Origin of the sequence: Bacillus sp. 7_6_55CFAA_CT2 (assembly GCF_000238655.1) — a bacterium.
Classification (GTDB): Bacteria; Bacillota; Bacilli; order Bacillales; family Bacillaceae_G; genus Bacillus_A; species Bacillus_A cereus.
Genome location: NZ_JH414708.1, coordinates 742,636 through 761,851, shown reverse-complemented (window position 1 = coordinate 761,851; position 19,216 = coordinate 742,636). Strand labels below are relative to the sequence as shown.

The window sequence follows — 19,216 nt, the reverse complement described above, 5'->3', positions numbered from 1 at the left end:
GTATTTTTTGAACATTTATTGAAATTTTTCTGAAAATTCTGTTTTGCATGTGATATACTACAATTAACTAAGAAGGAAAATAATATCGCAAACAGAGGGGGATAATCATGAGCTTACTTATCGCACTTATACTTGGAGTTACATGTGGGGCATTTCCTGTTATTTTAGGAGCTATTATGGAAGAGTTAGAAATTGGTGTTTTAGGATTTGTCGCATCTTGTGTAAGCGCTTTATTATTTGGTTTATTCGGCGCTATTCCTGTTTCAATTCTGTGTGCTTTTTATATAATACGCCATGCTCGTACAAAACAATTTGGTCCTAATCACATCGCACAAATTATCCCATTCCCAGTTGAACGATGTCGCCGAGCTTCTAACTTATAATGACTAAATAAATAAAAGTCCTCAAATGAGGACTTTTATTTATTTTCTTCTAGAAATTGAAACAATTCTTGTAGATGTAGGGCATCTTCACCATAGCTAACAGATACATGAAATATACCGTCAATCTCAGCTTGCATATAAAGATCCACTCCATCACGATCATATTTCAATGCCAAATAAAACTCCATTTCTTCTAACATCTTTTTAGAGGTTCGAATTACATAATGCCCCTTCTCATCTCTTCCATATTCAAAGTCTGGTTCAAAATCATATTTTTGTTTAAAAGCTTCTTTTTGTTTTTCATTAATTTGCATACAAGTAGCTCGCTGTACAGTATCAATCATCTCATCAAACTTTTGAAGGTCCACCTCGTTTACCCCCTTATATATTTTTTATATAATACTTGTGTTCCACTATTTTCTTCGCCATCCTTAATTAACTCTTCATACAATTCTTTCGCCAAACTTAAGCCTGGGACTGGTAATTGTAATTTTTCTGCTTCCTCTAAAGCAATCTTCATATCTTTCATAAAATGCTTTACATAAAATCCTGGCTCAAAGTCTCCTTTTAACATTCGAGGAGCTAAATTACTTAATGACCAACTACCTGCTGCCCCTGTTGAAATACTCTCTAATACTTTATCTGGATTCAATCCAGCCTTCTTCGCGTAAGCAACAGCCTCACATACTCCAATCATATTGGAAGCAATCGCAATTTGATTACACATTTTTGTATGTTGTCCACTCCCAGCTGGTCCTTGTAATTGAATGTTTGTTCCTAACTTTTCAAGTAAAGGTAAGCATCTATCATATATTTCTTTCTCTCCACCTACCATAATTGCGAGTTTTGCTTCTTTCGCACCAACATCTCCTCCTGAGACAGGTGCATCTAACGTATATATATTTTTGCTTTTTGCAACTTCATTAATACGTTTTGCTAAAGTAGGTGTAGATGTCGTAAAGTCAATTGCTATCGTACCTTCTTTTGCATGTTCTATAATTCCTTCTATACCAAAATACACTTCTTCTACATCATGTGGATATCCAACCATTGTCATTACAATATCAACTTGCTTCACTAACTCTTTTGGCGTATCACACCATTGTGCACCATCTTGCACTAAAGAATCTGTTTTTGCTTTCGTTCTATTATATACATATACTTTATGACCATCTTGCATTAAGTGATAAACCATACTTTTTCCCATTACGCCAATACCAATGAAACCTATTGATAAAGTTTTATGTTCCATTTTCTCATCCCCTTTGTTCTAATAAATCATTTACCATCTTTCGGAACTCTTTATTAAAGTCATCATCCATACTATTTTTTACATTTGAAAATAACATAACAAAAATTCCTTTTTCTTTATTAAAATTATTGAAAGTGTTCCAACCAGATAATACACCATGATTATGAAAATAATCTGGATATATATAAAAACTAAATGCATATTTCCGTTCTGCTGAAGGCGAAAACATTGCTTGTATACTTTGTTCAGAAAGAAGTTTTCCATTTATAATTGCTTCGTCTAACTTCTTCATATCTCCAACTGTCGTATACATCTCACCACAACCATATAGCCAATCCATGCCTAACTTCTGCGCTGGTACAAGCTCTTGATTTTTTTTCACATAACCCTTTGTAAAATTTTTATCTCCAGGTACCATATTTCCCATACCGGATTCATGCATATCTGCTTTTACAAATATGTTTTCTTTTATGTAATCTCCTAAAGGTTTTTTCGAGATATGTTCTATTATATAAGCAAGAACCATATAATTATAATCTGTATATCTCCAACCTGTTCCTGCAGGAAATTCTAAATTTTGACGTCCAATCCAATTAACTAACTGTAAACGGGAAGCAGCATTCACATTTCCTTTCGCATGTTCAGGTAAACCAGAGGTATGGGTTAACAAATGATATAGTGTAATATTTTTATTCTCCGGAAATGAAGGAATATATTTATTTACATTATCTTGAATATTCAATTTACCTTGTTCTTGCAACTGTAAAATAGATGTGGCAACAACTGTTTTCGTAATAGAACCAATACGATATTTTGTTTGAGGCGTATTTTCTATTTTATTTTGAACATCAGCATACCCATATCCTTTATTCAATATAACACGCTCTTTATCTGTTACCAAAACTGTTCCATTAAATTGCTTTCCGACTAAATATTGATCTAATTTTTGAGATATGCTAGCATAATCAATTTGTTGCTCTTCTTTTTCTTCTATATTCCCTTGTACTTCTGATTCAATAGTAGGATTCACTTTAGTTGTTAATACAGTGTTTTCCTTTATATTGGGGCTAACAAGAAAATAGTATACTCCGCCGCCAACTATAGCAGACAGTGAAGCCATCACCATTACTTTTTTTATCATATTGATCCTCCATAATTCCTTCACTAAAAATTGTCCCCCTATTCTATTATCAAACAATAAAAAAAAATCGCAACAATTTGTTGCGAAAAATTACATTTTTTCTTTTCTATACACACATACTTGATTCTTCCCATTTTTTTTCGCTTCATATAATGCAATGTCCGCTCGTTGCATTAATTCTTCTCTTGTAGTTCCTTGTTCATATAACGCAACTCCAAAGCTAGCTGTTAGCTTCGAAATTCCAGTGAATTGCTTTGTTTCAATGAAGAATCGTAATGACTCCGCAACTTGAAATGCTTCCTTTTCTACTGTATTTGTCACTAATATAATGAATTCTTCTCCTCCCCATCTTGCAAATACATGTTGTTGCTCCACTTTAGATTTCATAAGCTCTGCAAGTTGTATTAATGCCAAATCACCAAAATCATGACCATATGTGTCATTAACCGTTTTAAAATTATCTATATCAAATAAAATGATAGCTATTTTCTCATCACTACGTATTACCTTTTCCCACTCTACCTCTAGTATTTGTTGAAACTTTAAACGATTATAAATCTCTGTCAATGAATCTACCATAGCAAGTCTTTCTTGCTCTTGATAGATTTCATCTAATTCTGTAATTTCCGTGCACTTTACAATAAATCTTGATAAATCTTCTGGCAATGGTGTCGCACGTAATAGAAAAGTAGATACTGCCCCTTCATAATTTAACATCTTAATTCTTCTACCACTAGATAAAGTATCGTCTAGCCATGTTATATCATGCGTCGTCGAGTAGTATCCATTTTCTCTAATAAAATGTTCAGCAAATACTAAATGTTGCTCACGATAGGCAAACAAATTTTCATATCCGAAAAAAGCTAAAAAATTTGTATTACAATCAACTATTTCATCATCTTCTACTATAAATAATAGATCATTTTGAAAATCAAACATCGTTTGAAGCAATTCCTGCTGCAAACTAACTTGCCTTACTAAAGAAAGTTGATACAAACTCTTATTCACTTCCTCTAACACTGCTTGCGGAGTTACAGGAGCTATTACAATATTACGTATTCCTAATGCAAGTACATCTGTGAATTCTTTTGTTATTTGTTGATCCCAAATGACAATGAATGTACTGTGCGGAGTATACATATTCTTTATATATTTTATTTGAGAATAATCTGTTACATACGTAATGATAATGTGTGGTTTCGTTCTTTGAAATAATAGTTCGCCCTCTTCAAAACTATTTGCTATAAACATACATTTGGGATGGATATTTTCTACCGTTTGTTGATGCTTACATCCATTTTCTATATAAAGGACATTTAACTGCAGATCTTGTAACACATTTTGGAAAACCGTATTCTCTAATAAAAAATGTAGTATGTTCATCACTAGTCTTCACTCACTTCATATATCTTGTTCTACTGAATTCCTCACAAACTTTTTTAAAAGACTGGTCTCCAATAAACTTTAATTTGTGAGAGATACATATTAACAAGCTAATTGAGAATGTTATCTTCGCTTTTCACTCTATAAATTCCTTTTTTAGTGTATGATTGTAGGAATTGTATCGTTTGTATGAATGCCCTAGCTAATTTTTAAAACTTGACAATTAAAATAAAGATATTATATTCTTAAATTCGATAACTTACAAAATGTAAGTAGTGTATATTATTTTTTTGAAAATAATTCGATATACAATTTGGAGGATATACAATGACAAACGACAACTTTTTTGATGTTCTATATGAACGCACATCTACACGTGCATTCAACCCAAATAAAGAAATCTCATCTACAGAATTACATGAGATTTTAAAAGCCGCAGCACAAGCACCTTCCGCTTGGAACTTACAACACTGGAAATTCCTTGTTTTTCAAGGTGAAGATGTACAAAAACGATTACACCCAATAGCTTATAACCAACAACAAATTCTTGATGCTTCTGCAGTAGTCGCTATTTTAGGCGATTTAGAAGCTTATAAAAATGTTGAGCCGGTATATGGTCCAATTGTAGAACAAGGATTTATGAAAGAAGAAGCAAAAGAACGCTTAGCTAAAAATATTGAATCTGCATATGCTCGTGAACAATTCCCAAGAGATGCTGCCTTTTCAAATGCATCTTTAGCAGCAATGCAACTTATGCTTGCAGCTAAAGCAACTGGTTGGGATACTTGTGCTATTGGTGGCTTCAATCCACAAGCACTGACAGACGAATTTAACGTTTCATCTCGTTACGTTCCAATTATGCTTATTACAATTGGTGAATCAACTTTAAAAGGCCACCCTGCACCTCGCATGAGCGTAGAGCAAGTGAGTGAGTGGGCAAAATAATAAAAAAACGAAGTAACTACGTTGCCTTCGTTTTTTTATTTCCTGTCATACTTTTGTAATATTACTACAAATCATTCGACATTTATACTTATGGAAAAGTATATTCTATTCCCTCCTCATAAATAAACGTGACGTTTCGTGTCGAATTTTGTTAAGGTGTTGAAATATACCCGTGTATTTTTGTTACAATTGTGATACAATGATAACAAATAGATAACAAGAGAGGGATTTTCATTGAGTTCATACGGAAGCTTTATCGCACTTTTATGTTACATAGTAACTGTACTGCTTCTATATTTTATTGGTGATGCCGCAAACATCTCCATTTTACAATTTCCAAAAGAAGAAGCATTCCAATTAGAATCAGAAAAACATACTGCACGATCCATTGTGCCACTACTCCTAGCTCTCCCTGTATATATCATCGTTTTATATAAAAGTAAAAAAGTGTAAAGGCTACCCATTTCATTTATTTCGGTGGTTTTTACATTTTTTTGTTATATTCCCCCTATTTTAAACATCATTCCATACTAAACACCCAGCTAGTCATTTAAAATGAGAAAATCCCCTAGAAAAAATTCCACTCTCTGTCCAGTCACTAACTACCGAACTTACATAGATTATAAGTGTGAAGGGGGTGATGAGGATTATGTTTGGATCATTTGGATGCTGTGATAACTTTAGAGACTGTCATCATCGTGAAAGAGAGTGTGACCATCGCGAACATCGCGAGAAAGAGAGAGAAGTAGTTAGACCACAACAACCAGCTGTATGTAACGTACTTGCTAGCATTTCAGTTGGAACAGAGCTTTCTCTTTTAAGCATTAGAGGTAATGGCACTTTCAATAATGTAATTTTTGAAGGTTTCGCTAACGGTGTTGCTCTTTTCTCTGCTTTAGCTCGTAATAACAAAGACGACAAAGATAACAATAAAGACGATAAGAACAATCAAAATCGAAATACTTTTACTGGTATTTTACGTGTATGCCCAACTGATATCGTTGCAATCGCTATCTAATTCTGTCTCTTATCCTCAATAGTAAGCAAATAAGATTTACTTTTCTCATAGAAAAAACCTGAGACCGATTTCAAATCGGCTCAGGTTTTTTTATTGTTTATATGCTTTTAACTAGTTCAACAACTTCTTCAGCAGTTGACATCATTAATGCTTTTTCTGCTAATGTTTCCATTTCTGCTTTTGACAACTTGCTTAGCTGTGTTCTTGCAGGAAGAATAGATGTTGCACTCATACTGAACTCATCTAAACCTAATCCTAATAATAATGGGATAGCAAGTGAATCGCCCGCCATCTCACCACACATACCAGCCCATTTGCCTTCTTTATGAGCAGCATCGATAACCATTTTTACAAGACGTAAAATAGATGGGTTATATGGTTGGTATAAGTAAGATACTTGTTCGTTCATACGGTCTGCAGCCATTGTGTATTGGATTAAATCATTTGTTCCGATAGAGAAGAAGTCAACTTCTTTCGCGAATTGATCTGCTAATACTGCTGAAGCTGGGATTTCAACCATCATACCAACTTCAATAGAATCAGAAACAGTTGTACCCGCTTCTACAAGTTTCGCTTTCTCTTCTAATAAAATCGCTTTCGCTTGACGGAACTCATCAAGAGTTGCAATCATTGGGAACATAATTTTTAAGTTACCGTATACGCTAGCACGAAGTAATGCACGAAGTTGTGTACGGAACACATCTTGCTCATCAAGACATAAGCGAATTGCACGGTATCCTAAGAATGGGTTCATTTCTTTTGGTAAATGTAAGTATGGAAGCTCTTTATCTCCACCGATGTCAAGTGTACGAACAACGACTGGTTGACCTTCTTTTACACCTTCAAGAACTGCTTTATACGCTTCGAACTGCTCTTCTTCTGTTGGAAGATTGTCACGGCCCATGTATAAGAATTCTGTACGGTATAAGCCAACGCCTTCTCCGCCATTATCGATAATACCTTGTACATCATTTGGTGTTCCGATATTTGCAACAAGCTCAACGTGATGTCCGTCACTTGTTACAGTAGCTTGGTCTTTTAATTTAGCCCATTCAGCTTTTTGCTCTTCAAATTTCGCTTTCTTTTCTTCAAACGAACGAAGAGTTTCTTCTGATGGATTTACAATTACTTCTCCATCTAAACCGTCAATGATAACGATATCGCCGTTTTGGATTTTCTCCATAACAACTTTCGTACCAACAACAGCTGGAATTTCCATAGAACGAGCCATAATTGCAGAGTGAGATGTACGTCCACCGATATCAGTAGTGAAACCTTTTGCATACTTACGGTTTAACTGAGCTGTATCAGATGGTGTTAAATCTTCAGCAATGATGATTACCTCTTCAGAAATTGTACCAGGATTTGAGAAGTTAATTCCTAGTAAATGTGCAAGAACGCGTTTTGTTACGTCACGAATGTCCGCAGCACGTTCTTTCATATATTCGTTATCCATGTTTTCAAACATAGAAATAAACATTGATGCAACTTCATCCATTGCAAATTCAGCATTTACTTTTTCGCTATTTACTTTATCTTTTACTGGGTTTACTAGTTCTGGATCATTTAACACTAATAAATGTGCTTCAAAGATCGCAGCTTTGTCAGCACCTAGTTCAGCAAATGCGTGGTCCTTAATAGCTTCTAATTCAGTTTTTGCTTTCTCAAGCGCAGCGTCTAAGCGTGCAATTTCTGCAGCTTCGTTTGTAATTGATTTCTTTTCGATGTTAAATTCAGGATTTTCAAGTCTGAAAGCCTTTGCAATAGCAATCCCACTTGATGCAGCGATCCCTTGAATGTTAAGAGTCATTATTCTCCTAATCCTTCATTTTTCATAGTTTCTTCGATAGCTGCTAGTGCTTGAGCTGCATCATCACCATTTGCAGTGATTTTAATTTCTGCGTTTTGTTGAATGCCTAAAGACATAACGCCCATGATTGATTTTAAGTTAACGTTCTTTCCGTTATACTCTAAGTTAATGTCAGAACCGAATTTGCTTGCAGTGTTTACAAGTAGAGTTGCTGGACGAGCATGAATTCCTGAGTCGCTAGTTACTTTAAAGATTTTTTCCATGATAATTTATCTCCTTTAAATTACAGTATTTTTTAGTTGTATAGACGTGAGTACTACACCATCTATTGTATATAATAGGCGATGTTCGGTCAACCACATCGCCTATTATAATTATAAACATTTTGCGTCAAATTCCTACTGAATGTCAATAATAGCGGTTTCGCCCTTCTTAACATTTCCATCTTTTTTCAATTCGACTTGTTGCCCTTGTTGTAAGTTTGTAAAGACAATTGGTGTAATGATAGATGGTGCATTTTCTTTTACAAATGCAAGATCTACTTTTAATAATGGTTGGCCTTGTTTCACCTTGTCGCCTTGTGCTACAAGCGCTTCAAAACCTTCACCATTTAATTTTACAGTATCAATACCGAAGTGGATTAAAATTTCTTTTCCGCCTTCAGATTGAATGCCAATCGCATGTTTTGTAGGGAATACATTGACAATCTCACCGTTCACTGGAGAAACTACTGTTCCTTCAGTTGGTTCAATTGCAAATCCGTCTCCCATCATTTTTCCTGAGAATACTTGGTCAGGTACTTCTGTAATTGGTAAGATTTTTCCTTCGATTGGTGATACAATTGTTTCATTTTCATCAACTTTTTGAGGAGTTTCTTCCACTTTTACAGGTTCTTCTTTTTCAACATGAGGTGTACGACCTGACATAATATCATGAATTTGTGATTTTAATGTGTCAGATTTCGGCCCGAAAATAGCTTGAATGTTATTTCCAACTTCAAGTACACCAGCTGCTCCAAGTTCTTTTAAGCGGTCTTTGTTTACATTCTTTTGTTCGTTAACTTGAACACGTAAACGAGTAATACAAGCATCTAAAGAAGCAATGTTTTCTTTACCACCAAGTGCTACTAATACTTCACGAGGAAGTTCGCCTGCTTCTGCTTTTCCTGCGCCGTCATTTGCATTTGCCACTTCACGACCAGGTGTTTTTAGATTCCATTTGCGAATTGCAAAGCGGAATCCGAAGTAGTAAATAACTGCTAGTACAAGACCAACAATAATTACCCACCACCATGCTGTACGGCCTGGTAATACACCGAATAATAGGAAGTCAATTAAACCACCAGAGAATGTCATACCAATTTTAACACCTAAAATTTGCATTGTCATAAATGATAGACCAGCAAATACAGCGTGAATTCCGAATAATACTGGCGCTACGAATAAGAATGAAAATTCAAGTGGCTCTGTAATACCTGTTAAGAAAGATGTTAATGCTGCAGAACCTAAAATACCTGCTGCTAATTTTTTATTTTCTGGACGTGCTTCATGGTACATTGCTAAAGCTGCTGCTGGAAGACCAAACATCATGAACGGATACTTACCAGTTGTAAATGTACCTGCTGTTAATTCTACACCGTCTTTTAACTGTGCCATAAAGATTTTTTGGTCACCACGGATTAATTCGCCAGCTGCATTTGTATACTGACCGAATTCGAACCAGAACGGTGAATAGAAAATGTGATGTAATCCAAATGGAATTAATGAACGTTCAATTAAACCGAATATAAATGCTGCGATTGTTCTATTTGCATCAATCATTTGATGTGAGAACGTGTTTAAGCCACCTTGAATGTATGGCCAAATGAAGCACATGATAATACCTACTATTAAAGAGAATGTTGCAGTTGCGATCGGTACGAAGCGCTTACCTGCAAAGAAACCTAAGTATGATGGTAATTCAATGTTGAAGTATTTATTATAGCAATATGCCGCTACTATACCGACGATAATACCACCAAATACTCCTGTTTGTAGCGTTGGAATACCTAATACGTTTGCATACGCTGGATCTGCAAATCCAATTTTTACTGGGTCTGCTCCAGAACTTGTTACTTTCACTAGCTTATCTACTTCTAAGAACACACTCATCGTTTTGTTCATAATTAAGTAGCCGACGAATGCTGCTAAACCAGCTACTCCGTCTCCACCAGCTAAACCAATTGCTACCCCAACTGCGAATAATAATGCAAGGTTAGCGAAAATAATATCACCAGATTGTTCCATAATTTTTGCAACCATTACGAACCAATCTGCTTTTAAAGCAGGAATAACATTTGTTAACTGTGGATTTTGAAATGCATTACCAAATCCAAGTAAAATACCTGCCGCCGGTAAAATCGCTACTGGAAGCATTAACGCTTTTCCGACTTTTTGAAGAACACCAAAGATCTTCTTAAACATGGAAACCCTTCCTCTCTTATCTATATTGATACCTTCCGACAAACGCCAAAAAGACATGAGGAAAAAAAGATAGAACGATAGCTATACAAAGGGTAGTATATCCCTTTCTCTAGCTTACATTCCTTACTTTTCTCCACTCATGCCTGATCGAATCAGTAACACGTGTCAAAAATAGGTTTACGTATAAGTTCACTATAATTAAGGCAAACGTTTTCGTTACTCACCTTAATGTGTTTGTCGAAATTTGTATAACTTTGCAATAGTTATTATACATAACTATTGTAAGCGATTCAATCATTTTTTTTAACGTTTTCATTTTAGACAAAAATATATGACTTTTTACACATGCTCTGCCTTCACTAAGCGTTGCAAGTGCATCGTTAAATAAATACTTTCAGCTTCATATACAGGTAGTTGCAACTCTTTTTGCATGACCTTAACTAGCTTCCAAGCCAAGTTATAGCAAACTGGATACTCCGCCTTTAATAAATCAGCAAAACTTTGCGATTCTTCTACTTTTTCTCCTTTTTTCACCCTCTCAATAGCATATTGAAGATGACGAATAAGGCGTAAATAATGAATGCTCTCTTGGTCTAATGTAATTTGTAAGTTTGTCTCAATTAAAGATACAAGTTGTGCAATGAGACGGGAGTTTTGATTAACTGAAGATAAATCAGAATTTGTAAGCGAACTGTAAATGTGAAGTGCAATAAAACCAATTTCTCCTTCTGGCAATGTAATTTGCAAACGAGAATTTAAAAGTTGTACAACACCTTCCGCAATTGCATATTCCTCTGGATAGAGCATTTTTGTTTCAACTAAAAAAGGGTTATCAATTGTAAGTCCTTGTTTTAACCTTTTAATCGCAAATGAAATATGATCCGTTAACGCAATATGAATATGTTCATTTAGTGGAGATTTCGCTTTTTCTTGAATGTACAGCATAATATCGTTCATCAATTCAATTAATTTTTCACTAATATGCGGCACTAATAATTTATATTGTTCACGATCACGTTCATTTTTTAAGACAAACATTTTTTCGATTTGTTCTTGCTCCAATACATCTTTCGCTTTTTTCCCAAATCCAATTCCTTTTCCAATCACTACTACTTCCTCGTGTTCAGGATGGCTAGCAATGATGACATTATTATTTAAAACTTTTTTAATTTCTAGATAATTATTCATATAACACCACCCTCGTACTTAAATAGCCTACTTTCATGTTACAGAATATTCTTCTTTGTCGTCAATGTAAAACATCTGCCATTTAATAAAAATTCATTTTTTAGACATGTTTATATATGATGCGTATAATGTAAGAGCAACTGTACATAGAAAGGAGATAACAGCATGATTAAAATGTTTGTAAGTGATATCGATGGTACAATGATGCAACACGGAGGTCTTATTGATGAACAAGATGTTGCGGCACTACGCAGCCTTGCCGAACAAAATGTTATTCTTTGCTTCGCTTCCGGAAGACTTGATAATGAAATTGCAGACTTAATGAAAGCTGTAAATACAAATTTTCATCGCATTAGTGTAAATGGTGTTTTTGTATATACACATGAAAATAAACAACTATTATCTGCAACTTTTGATTCCAGCATACTTCCCGATTTGTTAGCTATGACGAATGAAGATCCTTATTTCCGTTATGTAAGTGATGAGCATAATTATTACATTGAAGAGAAAACACCTTTTATTCAAGAACTTGAACAACAAGTAACTATGACTTCTGTTGAAGAACCAAACTTACTACAGAAGATTGATGATACAATTTTCCCAAATAAAATTTCTGTCGGTGGAACAAAGGAGAGCTTGCAACTCCTTCAGAAAAAAATTGATGAAAAATTCCACGGGAAAGTTAGTACTTTCATCTCAGCAGAACAATGTTTAGATGTAATGCCACCGAATGTTAGTAAAGGCTCTGCCATTTCTGTTTTATTAAATGAGTTTCAAATAAAACCTGAGGAAATTGCTTGTATAGGGGATTCTTACAATGATATTCCTATGTTTTCTTTAACTCCTCACAGTTTTGCTATGTCACAAGCAGATGATGCAGTAAAAAATCACGCTCACTATGTAGTAAATCACGTCAAAGATGCTGTTAACCACGTAATTGCTCATAATAAAAATACGACTCATTCCTTATAAGGATGAGTCGTATTTTTATTTCTTTACATGTTAACCATTTTCAATTCCACTGTACTTCACAAACTGAAATATACTATTTGTTACGTGCGATATTCGTAATAAATTTATAACGATCTCCACGATAAATACATTTCACGTACTCTAGCGGTACCTCACCTTCTGAATATGACCATTGACGCATTACAAGTACAGGCGCCTTTTTAGGAATATGCAGATGTTCAGCTTCATTTTCCGTCGCAACGGAAGCTTCAATTGACTGAGTAGCGCTAACAAGTTTAAAGCCCAGTTTTTTCTCTAAATGTTCATATAAAGATTGTTGCAATATCTCTTCGTTAATATCTTTTACAAGAGCTGGCGACAAATATGTCGTCTCAAAAGCAATCGGTTCATCATCAGCTAAGCGAATACGCCTCACTTCATAAACCGATTCCCCCTCCTGTATTCTCAACCGGTCTGCTATTTTCGCAGTAGCTGGAACTAGGCGGAAACTAAGTAATTGACTACTTGGGTTCATCCCACGAGAAATCATGTCTTCTGTGAATCCCGTCATTCCTTGCAATTTTTGTTCCACTTTCGGAAGTTGGACAAATGTTCCAATTCCACGCTTCCGATATAAATAGCCTTGTTCCACTAAATTATTAATCGCCTGTCTGATTGTCATTCGACTCACTTCGAACTTATCACAAAGTTCATTCTCAGATGGGATTTTATCTCCCGGCTTCCATTCGCCGTCCTCAATTAGCTGTTTCACCCACTCTTGAATCTGATAATAGATCGGAAATGGTGAATACTTGTCGATGTTCATCAGCAATCGCCTCACTGCATAAAGATAGAGCTTCTTGATCAGCGATTACGGTTACATTCGGATGACGTTGTAAAACTGTAGCCGGACACTCTTCACTATATTCACCTTGCAATAATTCTTTAACAGCTTCTGCCTTTTTAGAACCCATAGCAACTAGTAGAACTTGTTTCGCTTTCATAATGCTTCCAATTCCCATTGTAATCGCATGAGTTGGCACATCTTCTTCTTTTTCGAAGAAGCGAAGGTTTGCTTGGCGTGTAGATTCTGTTAATTCAACAATGTTTGTTGGAGAATTAAACGGTGTTCCTGGCTCATTAAATCCGATGTGACCGTTTTCACCGATTCCAAGAATCTGTAGGTCAACTGGGTTAGCAGCTAGAATGCTCTCGTAACGTTTGCACTCTTCCTCTAAATCACTTGCCATCCCGTTTGGTACATAAGTTTGTTTAAATGGAAGATGATCAAACAACTGTTCTTGCATGAAATAATGATAGCTGTTTTTATCTTCATGTGGTAAATTTACGTACTCATCTAAGTTTACAGTGGTTACACGGCTTGTATCAAGTTTATTTTTTCGCATTTCTGCATAAATACCTAATGGAGAGCTTCCTGTAGCCATTCCTAACGTTGGATTTTCTTTTGTTTTTACAACTTCTTCAATTAATTTATAACCTGCTTCTGCTAGTTCTTCTGGAGTTTTTACAACAAGAATATTCATTTAATTACTTCCCTTCCTTCATATGAATTCCTAAACGAACCGTATCATATACATGTAAATCTTCATTCATCACAACAAAGTCTGCATCTTTTCCTACCGCTAATGCACCTTTATTATTTAATCCAAACTCTTCTGCTTGGTTAACTGATGTCATCAGTACTGCATCTTCGATTGAACAACCTGTAAATTCAATTACATTTCGGAAAGCTTGATCCATTTTTAAAATACTACCAGCTAATGTTCCATCTTCTAATCGAGCACTACCATCTTTTACATGTACTGGCTGTCCGCCAAGCTCATATAATCCATCTTCAAGACCCTTTGCACGCATTGCGTCAGTGATAACACTTACTTTTTTTGGTCCTTTTAACTTATATGCTAATTTCACCATATCAGGGTGAATATGAATGCCATCTGTAATTACTTCAACCATTACATCTGGATTTAATAACACATGACCAACAACTCCTGGTTCACGGTGATGTAATCCACGCATTTGATTGTATAAATGTGTCGCATGTGTAATCTTTCTATTTTTTAGTTGCGCATCAATTGCATCTGTATGCCCCATTGTGCCAACTACACCAGTTTCAGCAAGATATTGTTCAAACTCTAACGCTCCCTCTTCTTCTGGTGCATATGTTACTAATTTAATTAAATTCCCACTTGCTTCTTGCCATTGTTTAAATTGCTCAATATTTGCAGGAACGATATGTTCAAGTGGTTGTGCACCTGCACGTTTCTTTGAAACATAAGGTCCTTCTAAGTGAATATATTCGAAATGCGCTCCTTTTTCTTTTGCTTCTTTTGCAGCAGTTAACGCTGCTTCAATTGCCTCTGGAGCTTGTGTCATTGTTGTTGGGAAGTAAGTTGTAACCCCTTCTTTTAACATTTCTTTACCTAGAGTTACTAACCCATCGCTATTTGCATCCATCGCATCAATATCGTATCCACCATGAATATGAACATCGATCATACCTGGAATTACAATCTTCCCTGTAGCATCAAAAACAGTTTCATTTTCTTGTGGTACATATTGAGCCATCAAACCAATTTCTTTAATGGTTTCTGCGTAACGAATAAATCCGTTTTCCACTATTTCTTGACCTGTGTAAATTTTGGCATTGATGACAATTTGCGTTTTCATTTTCATCGATCCTTTCCCATGAATTACCTACTTGTTATTATTACCTTATTCGCCTAGTTCCATCTTAATATACGCACGAGTAGTTGTCTATACATTCTAATGAAATTTCCTTTTTATTCAACAGAAAAGGAAATTTCTTACGTCTCTTATAATTATAATATATATTATTCATTTTTCCAAAAAGGGACAGTATCGCCCCCTAATCTAGAAATCACTTCAATAATGGCATTAACCCGCTAGATTCTAACATAATATGTTCACCATCTGTTTCCATTTCTACTGTACGTTTATTCGTTCTATATACCATTATACCGTGCCTTTTTAAGCGTTTCACTACACTTTGGTGAGGATGTCCATACGGATTACTACTCCCGTACGACAAAATAGCAAACTGCGGTTCCACTTTTTTTATAAACGTTTCACTTGTTGAAGTATATGAGCCGTGATGCCCCACTTTTAACACATCTGCATGGACATCAAATTGTTTTAATATTTCATGTTCTGTCCGTACATCCGCGTCACCCATTAATAAAAAATCCGCTTTTCCATATCGCACCTTTAAAACAATTGAGGATTCATTATTTTCATCTTTTGATTTCCCGTTGTTTAATACTTGTATAGAAACATGTGGATCCAGCGGTATATATTGTCCTTCCTTTACTGAAACGAAAGGTATCCCTCTTTTTTTAATATTATTCCGATACGTATGATAAGTAAGAGAACTATATGTTTTTCCGCTATCTAATATAAGCGATACCGGCATTTGCTCTACAATTGGAATTAACCCCCCTATGTGATCCATATCGGGATGCGTACTGACAATTACATCTAAATGATTAATCCCTTTCTCAATTAATTTCTGAATAATAACCTCTCCTGCTTCATAAGGTCCTCCATCAATTAACATTGTTTGTCCATTTGGCATTATAATAAGTGTTGCGTCACCTTGCCCCACTTTTAAAAAGCTCACTTTCATTTTACTAAGATGTTGCCGATGCATATGTAAAGGAGACGTAGTATGAATGGACATCATATACCTTTTAGCTGATGCGCTATTTAAAGAAAAACATAATAAAACAGAAACTAATAATAAAATAATCCGCATACCTCTCATAACTCGTCTCCTTTTTTCATTTAGTATGGCACTGTAAATAATTGATATACAAAAAAAGCTTAGCAAAATGCTAAGCTTTTATTTCGATATCTCTTGTAAGGAACCGAAGAATAAATCTGCTTCATTCATTTGTTCATTCTCTTCAGAAAGCAGTGGTAAATCATCTAATGTTTTCAATCCAAATGTGTCCAAAAATTCTTTTGTTGTTCCGTATAAAATAGGACGCCCTGGTCCTTCTGCTCTTCCCATTTCTTTTATAAGTAAATGTGAAACCAACGTTTGTAACGCCTTATCGGTTTTAACTCCTCTAATCTCTTCCATTTCAGTCCTTGTGATTGGTTGGCGATATGCAACAATCGCTAAAGTTTCGAGGGCAGCTTGTGAGAGTGAAGCAGCTGTTGGTGTATCTATTAATTTTTGATAATATGAAGCATGTTCTTTCTTTGTAGCAAAACGATATACTTTTGCATACTGTACAATTTGCAAACCACGGTTTGCACCTTCACATTCTTGTTGCATTTCTTCTAAAATATTAATTACTTCATTCATTTCAATTTCAAGAACTTTTGCTATTTGTTCTGGATAAATCCCTTCATCACCAGAAACAAATAAAAGGCCTTCAATAATTGACTTTTGTTCTTTCCTATCCATTTCACGAGCTCCTTCCTTCTATTTTCCCATAAAAATACACATCAAAAAACCGAATCACAATTAATGCGTTCGGTTCAATATTTTTTCTCTTGTTCCAAACGATACATTAAAACATAGCATGAGATAAAATGTTTCTATCCCATTTTCACATACTTGCTCTATGCAGATTTATTAGAGCTTGATACGAAAATTTCATCAAAATTATGTTCTTGCTCAATTATGATTTGTTGATTTTTCATAAGTTCCAGAACTGCTAAAAATGTTACAACCATTATTTCACGTTCATCATCAACAAACAAATCATAAAAACTTTGGCGACCACCCTTTATTTTTAACTGCTTTAAAATATCAGTCATTCGCTGTTCAATTGGTATTTCTTGACGAGTAATACGTGTTGTTACAGGTTTTTTTGCCTTTTTACGGCGCATTAATTTTTGAAATGCTGCTAGCATATCATATAACGTAACATCAAGAGGTAAGCTTGTCTCCTCTTCTTGTTGCAACGATGTAAAGTCAATTGGTGGACGTGTATATAGCTGTGCTCTTTCTTGTTCTCTTTCTTTTAACTCAGTAGCAACTTGCTTATATTTCTTATATTCAATTAACCTCTCCATCAATTCTTGACGAGGATCATCTATAAAATCATCACCGTTATCAAGTACATCTTCTTCATGTTTCGGCAACAACATCTTACTTTTAATTTGTAATAACGTTGCAGCCATTACTAAATACTCACTTGCAACATCTAATTGAAGTTCTTTCATCGTATGCACATAAGATAAATATTGCTCTGTAATATCTGCTACAGGAATATTATATATATCAATTTCATAACGATGTATTAAATGTAACAATAGATCTAACGGCCCTTCAAAAGCCTCTACTTTAAAATTATATTGCACAAAGCATCCCACCACATTTTTTCTATAACAACATAAGTATAGAGCATACTCATGTTCTATCCAACCTTTTTAAGAAATTTAATTAAAAATAGACCGATGCCTATGTCATCATGCCCACCACTTCATATGATAACAGTGTAGTAAGAACAATGTAGGAGGTCAAAAAACTATGGGTCACGTTGATTGTGGTTTTAGCGGCGGGTTCGCATTACTTGTTGTACTGTTTATTTTACTAATTATTGTAGGAGCAGCTTGCTTCTGCTAATATGAACAATAACGGCTAGGGGGAAACCTCCTAGTCGTTTATTGTTCATATTTCTATGATACACTTATATGTATAACCGTTAGATAGGAGCGAGAAAACATGTATCCTACCGAATACATACAATTTTTAATTCATTTCCATGGAGATTATGACTATTTTGAATGCCACGAAATACTAGAAGAGTATTGGAAAACAAAACCAAGAGGTAATCGTGATCATTACTTAGTTGGTCTCATTCAAATCGCAGTTTCTTTATACCACCAAAGACGTGCTAATTGGAATGGTTCCACAAAAATGATGAAAAGCGCAATCACAATTTTAGAAAAAAGCGGTGTGCCTTTACAACGTTTAGGAATTAATCAAGTACAACTTCTTTCCTTGCTCAATGAAAGATTGCAATCTATCCATAAAAAAGAACGTTTTTTACCTTTATTTTTACCCTTATCAGATCCATCGTTAGAGAAGCAGTGCATAGAGTTATGTCAAAAACAAAACCTCTCTTGGAAAGACTTGAATGCTATCCCAGGTGAATATATTATAAACAAGCACACTTTGCGTGATCGCACAGAGGTCATTACTGAACGAAACGAACAATTACAAAAAAGAAAGCAGAGATAATAAACTACTTATCTCTGCTTTCACGAATGTATATTTTGTTCTAGCCCTTTACATTTTTCGCAAAAACTTGCCGTTTGCTCATTTCCGCAAATTGTAAACTCAAGAAATTTACTCTTTAACTCTTGAACCATCTTCGTCCCAATCCCCACATGACGGTGAGACGGGTTCACACTCAAATGCTGAATTTCTAATACTTGATTCTCTTTTTTTACAATCCCCATTATTCCAACAAAATCTTCATTTTCTTTCCACAAATACAATTGCCAATCATCTTTTGCTTCATATTCTTTCATTGTCAATTGTAATGTTTTCACATCTTTTTCAGTTGGCATAAACGAAAGAAGCCCCATTGCAATTTTTTCATAACTTTTTTTAAAACGAATTAACATAACCCTTATCCCTTCTTACAAAAGTTACAAACTAGTAATCCCCTCAATCACTC

General features: G+C 34.9%; 22 protein-coding genes. 7 read left to right on the top strand and 15 right to left on the bottom strand.

Going from position 1 to position 19,216, the window contains the following annotated elements; genetic code table 11:
• The first annotated feature begins 107 nt into the window (after positions 1 to 107).
• The gene (locus HMPREF1014_RS04240; protein WP_000054659.1) at positions 108 to 383 is read left to right on the top strand and encodes a hypothetical protein; all 276 of its coding nucleotides are present in this window, start codon (positions 108 to 110) and stop codon (positions 381 to 383) included.
• 35 nt (positions 384 to 418) lie between these two features.
• Here the strand turns inward: HMPREF1014_RS04240 and HMPREF1014_RS04235 are convergent, their stop codons facing one another.
• The 4 genes from HMPREF1014_RS04235 to HMPREF1014_RS04220 all read right to left on the bottom strand — a co-directional run bounded on the left by HMPREF1014_RS04235 (position 419) and on the right by HMPREF1014_RS04220 (position 4,159).
• Positions 419 to 751, bottom strand: coding sequence for a DUF3909 family protein (locus tag HMPREF1014_RS04235; protein WP_000365617.1), 333 nt, complete (start codon positions 749 to 751; stop codon positions 419 to 421).
• 5 nt (positions 752 to 756) lie between these two features.
• Positions 757 to 1,635 carry an NAD(P)-dependent oxidoreductase gene (locus HMPREF1014_RS04230; RefSeq protein WP_000400437.1) on the bottom strand — a complete coding sequence of 293 codons (879 nt, stop codon included), beginning with the start codon at positions 1,633 to 1,635 and terminating at the stop codon, positions 757 to 759.
• A 4-nt stretch (positions 1,636 to 1,639) separates the two neighbouring features.
• Positions 1,640 to 2,776, bottom strand: a complete 1,137-nt coding sequence (locus tag HMPREF1014_RS04225; protein WP_000592904.1) for a serine hydrolase — start codon at positions 2,774 to 2,776, stop codon at positions 1,640 to 1,642.
• A gap of 90 nt (positions 2,777 to 2,866) precedes the next feature.
• Entirely contained in the window at positions 2,867 to 4,159 is a 1,293-nt protein-coding gene (locus tag HMPREF1014_RS04220) for a GGDEF domain-containing protein (RefSeq protein WP_001023190.1), read from the bottom strand.
• Between the two features lie 327 nt (positions 4,160 to 4,486).
• Here HMPREF1014_RS04220 and HMPREF1014_RS04215 point away from each other — a divergent pair, with 327 nt between their 5' ends.
• From HMPREF1014_RS04215 to HMPREF1014_RS04205, 3 genes are all read left to right on the top strand, one after another.
• The gene (locus HMPREF1014_RS04215; protein WP_000180372.1) at positions 4,487 to 5,104 is read left to right on the top strand and encodes a nitroreductase family protein; all 618 of its coding nucleotides are present in this window, start codon (positions 4,487 to 4,489) and stop codon (positions 5,102 to 5,104) included.
• Between the two features lie 234 nt (positions 5,105 to 5,338).
• The gene (locus tag HMPREF1014_RS04210) at positions 5,339 to 5,557 is read left to right on the top strand and encodes a hypothetical protein (protein ID WP_000100485.1); all 219 of its coding nucleotides are present in this window, start codon (positions 5,339 to 5,341) and stop codon (positions 5,555 to 5,557) included.
• Positions 5,558 to 5,753: 196 nt separating this feature from the next.
• Positions 5,754 to 6,122 (top strand): DUF3915 domain-containing protein, encoded by a 369-nt coding sequence (locus tag HMPREF1014_RS04205; RefSeq protein WP_000468038.1) that lies wholly within the window; start codon positions 5,754 to 5,756, stop codon positions 6,120 to 6,122.
• 97 nt (positions 6,123 to 6,219) lie between these two features.
• Here the strand turns inward: HMPREF1014_RS04205 and ptsP are convergent, their stop codons facing one another.
• From ptsP to glcT, 4 genes are all read right to left on the bottom strand, one after another.
• Positions 6,220 to 7,932: a phosphoenolpyruvate--protein phosphotransferase gene (ptsP, locus tag HMPREF1014_RS04200; protein ID WP_000174207.1), complete on the bottom strand. Its 1,713-nt coding sequence runs from the start codon at positions 7,930 to 7,932 to the stop codon at positions 6,220 to 6,222.
• Positions 7,932 to 8,195 (bottom strand): phosphocarrier protein HPr, encoded by a 264-nt coding sequence (gene ptsH / locus HMPREF1014_RS04195; RefSeq protein ID WP_000411080.1) that lies wholly within the window; start codon positions 8,193 to 8,195, stop codon positions 7,932 to 7,934. Before ptsH ends, ptsP begins: the two co-directional genes overlap by 1 nt.
• A gap of 135 nt (positions 8,196 to 8,330) precedes the next feature.
• A complete protein-coding gene (gene ptsG / locus HMPREF1014_RS04190; protein ID WP_000473174.1) occupies positions 8,331 to 10,394 on the bottom strand; it encodes a PTS glucose transporter subunit IIABC in 2,064 nt (687 codons plus the stop codon).
• Positions 10,395 to 10,733: 339 nt separating this feature from the next.
• The gene (gene glcT, locus HMPREF1014_RS04185; RefSeq protein WP_001067317.1) at positions 10,734 to 11,582 is read right to left on the bottom strand and encodes a glucose PTS transporter transcription antiterminator GlcT; all 849 of its coding nucleotides are present in this window, start codon (positions 11,580 to 11,582) and stop codon (positions 10,734 to 10,736) included.
• 165 nt (positions 11,583 to 11,747) lie between these two features.
• On the opposite strand from glcT, the gene HMPREF1014_RS04180 reads away from it, so the two are divergent.
• On the top strand, positions 11,748 to 12,554 hold the full coding sequence (locus HMPREF1014_RS04180; protein ID WP_000594244.1) for a Cof-type HAD-IIB family hydrolase: 807 nt from the start codon (positions 11,748 to 11,750) through the stop codon (positions 12,552 to 12,554).
• A 73-nt stretch (positions 12,555 to 12,627) separates the two neighbouring features.
• On the opposite strand, the gene phnF is transcribed toward HMPREF1014_RS04180, so the two are convergent.
• The 6 genes from phnF to HMPREF1014_RS04145 all read right to left on the bottom strand — a co-directional run bounded on the left by phnF (position 12,628) and on the right by HMPREF1014_RS04145 (position 17,891).
• Positions 12,628 to 13,359 (bottom strand): phosphonate metabolism transcriptional regulator PhnF, encoded by a 732-nt coding sequence (phnF, locus tag HMPREF1014_RS04175; RefSeq protein WP_021727649.1) that lies wholly within the window; start codon positions 13,357 to 13,359, stop codon positions 12,628 to 12,630.
• Positions 13,289 to 14,077 (bottom strand): glucosamine-6-phosphate deaminase, encoded by a 789-nt coding sequence (gene nagB, locus HMPREF1014_RS04170; RefSeq protein WP_001024210.1) that lies wholly within the window; start codon positions 14,075 to 14,077, stop codon positions 13,289 to 13,291. The genes phnF and nagB overlap by 71 nt, the downstream gene beginning before the upstream one ends.
• Positions 14,078 to 14,081: 4 nt before the next feature.
• Positions 14,082 to 15,224 (bottom strand): N-acetylglucosamine-6-phosphate deacetylase, encoded by a 1,143-nt coding sequence (nagA, locus tag HMPREF1014_RS04165; protein WP_001987227.1) that lies wholly within the window; start codon positions 15,222 to 15,224, stop codon positions 14,082 to 14,084.
• Between the two features lie 211 nt (positions 15,225 to 15,435).
• A complete protein-coding gene (locus HMPREF1014_RS04160; protein ID WP_001214829.1) occupies positions 15,436 to 16,338 on the bottom strand; it encodes a ComEC/Rec2 family competence protein in 903 nt (300 codons plus the stop codon).
• Between the two features lie 78 nt (positions 16,339 to 16,416).
• Complete coding sequence (gene scpB / locus HMPREF1014_RS04155; protein WP_000375170.1) at positions 16,417 to 16,989, bottom strand: segregation/condensation protein ScpB; 573 nt, start codon at positions 16,987 to 16,989, stop codon at positions 16,417 to 16,419.
• A 158-nt stretch (positions 16,990 to 17,147) separates the two neighbouring features.
• Positions 17,148 to 17,891, bottom strand: coding sequence for a segregation/condensation protein A (locus HMPREF1014_RS04145; RefSeq protein WP_001199753.1), 744 nt, complete (start codon positions 17,889 to 17,891; stop codon positions 17,148 to 17,150).
• Positions 17,892 to 18,060: 169 nt separating this feature from the next.
• Between HMPREF1014_RS04145 and HMPREF1014_RS04140 the strand changes: the two genes are divergently transcribed.
• Together HMPREF1014_RS04140 and HMPREF1014_RS04135 are read left to right on the top strand one after the other, a co-directional pair.
• Positions 18,061 to 18,156: a YjcZ family sporulation protein gene (locus tag HMPREF1014_RS04140; RefSeq protein ID WP_000510194.1), complete on the top strand. Its 96-nt coding sequence runs from the start codon at positions 18,061 to 18,063 to the stop codon at positions 18,154 to 18,156.
• 99 nt (positions 18,157 to 18,255) lie between these two features.
• Positions 18,256 to 18,774 carry a DUF309 domain-containing protein gene (locus tag HMPREF1014_RS04135; protein ID WP_000283591.1) on the top strand — a complete coding sequence of 173 codons (519 nt, stop codon included), beginning with the start codon at positions 18,256 to 18,258 and terminating at the stop codon, positions 18,772 to 18,774.
• 20 nt (positions 18,775 to 18,794) lie between these two features.
• On the opposite strand, the gene ribT is transcribed toward HMPREF1014_RS04135, so the two are convergent.
• Entirely contained in the window at positions 18,795 to 19,163 is a 369-nt protein-coding gene (ribT, locus tag HMPREF1014_RS04130) for a GNAT family N-acetyltransferase RibT (RefSeq protein ID WP_000908401.1), read from the bottom strand.
• Between the last annotated feature and the right edge of the window lie 53 nt (positions 19,164 to 19,216).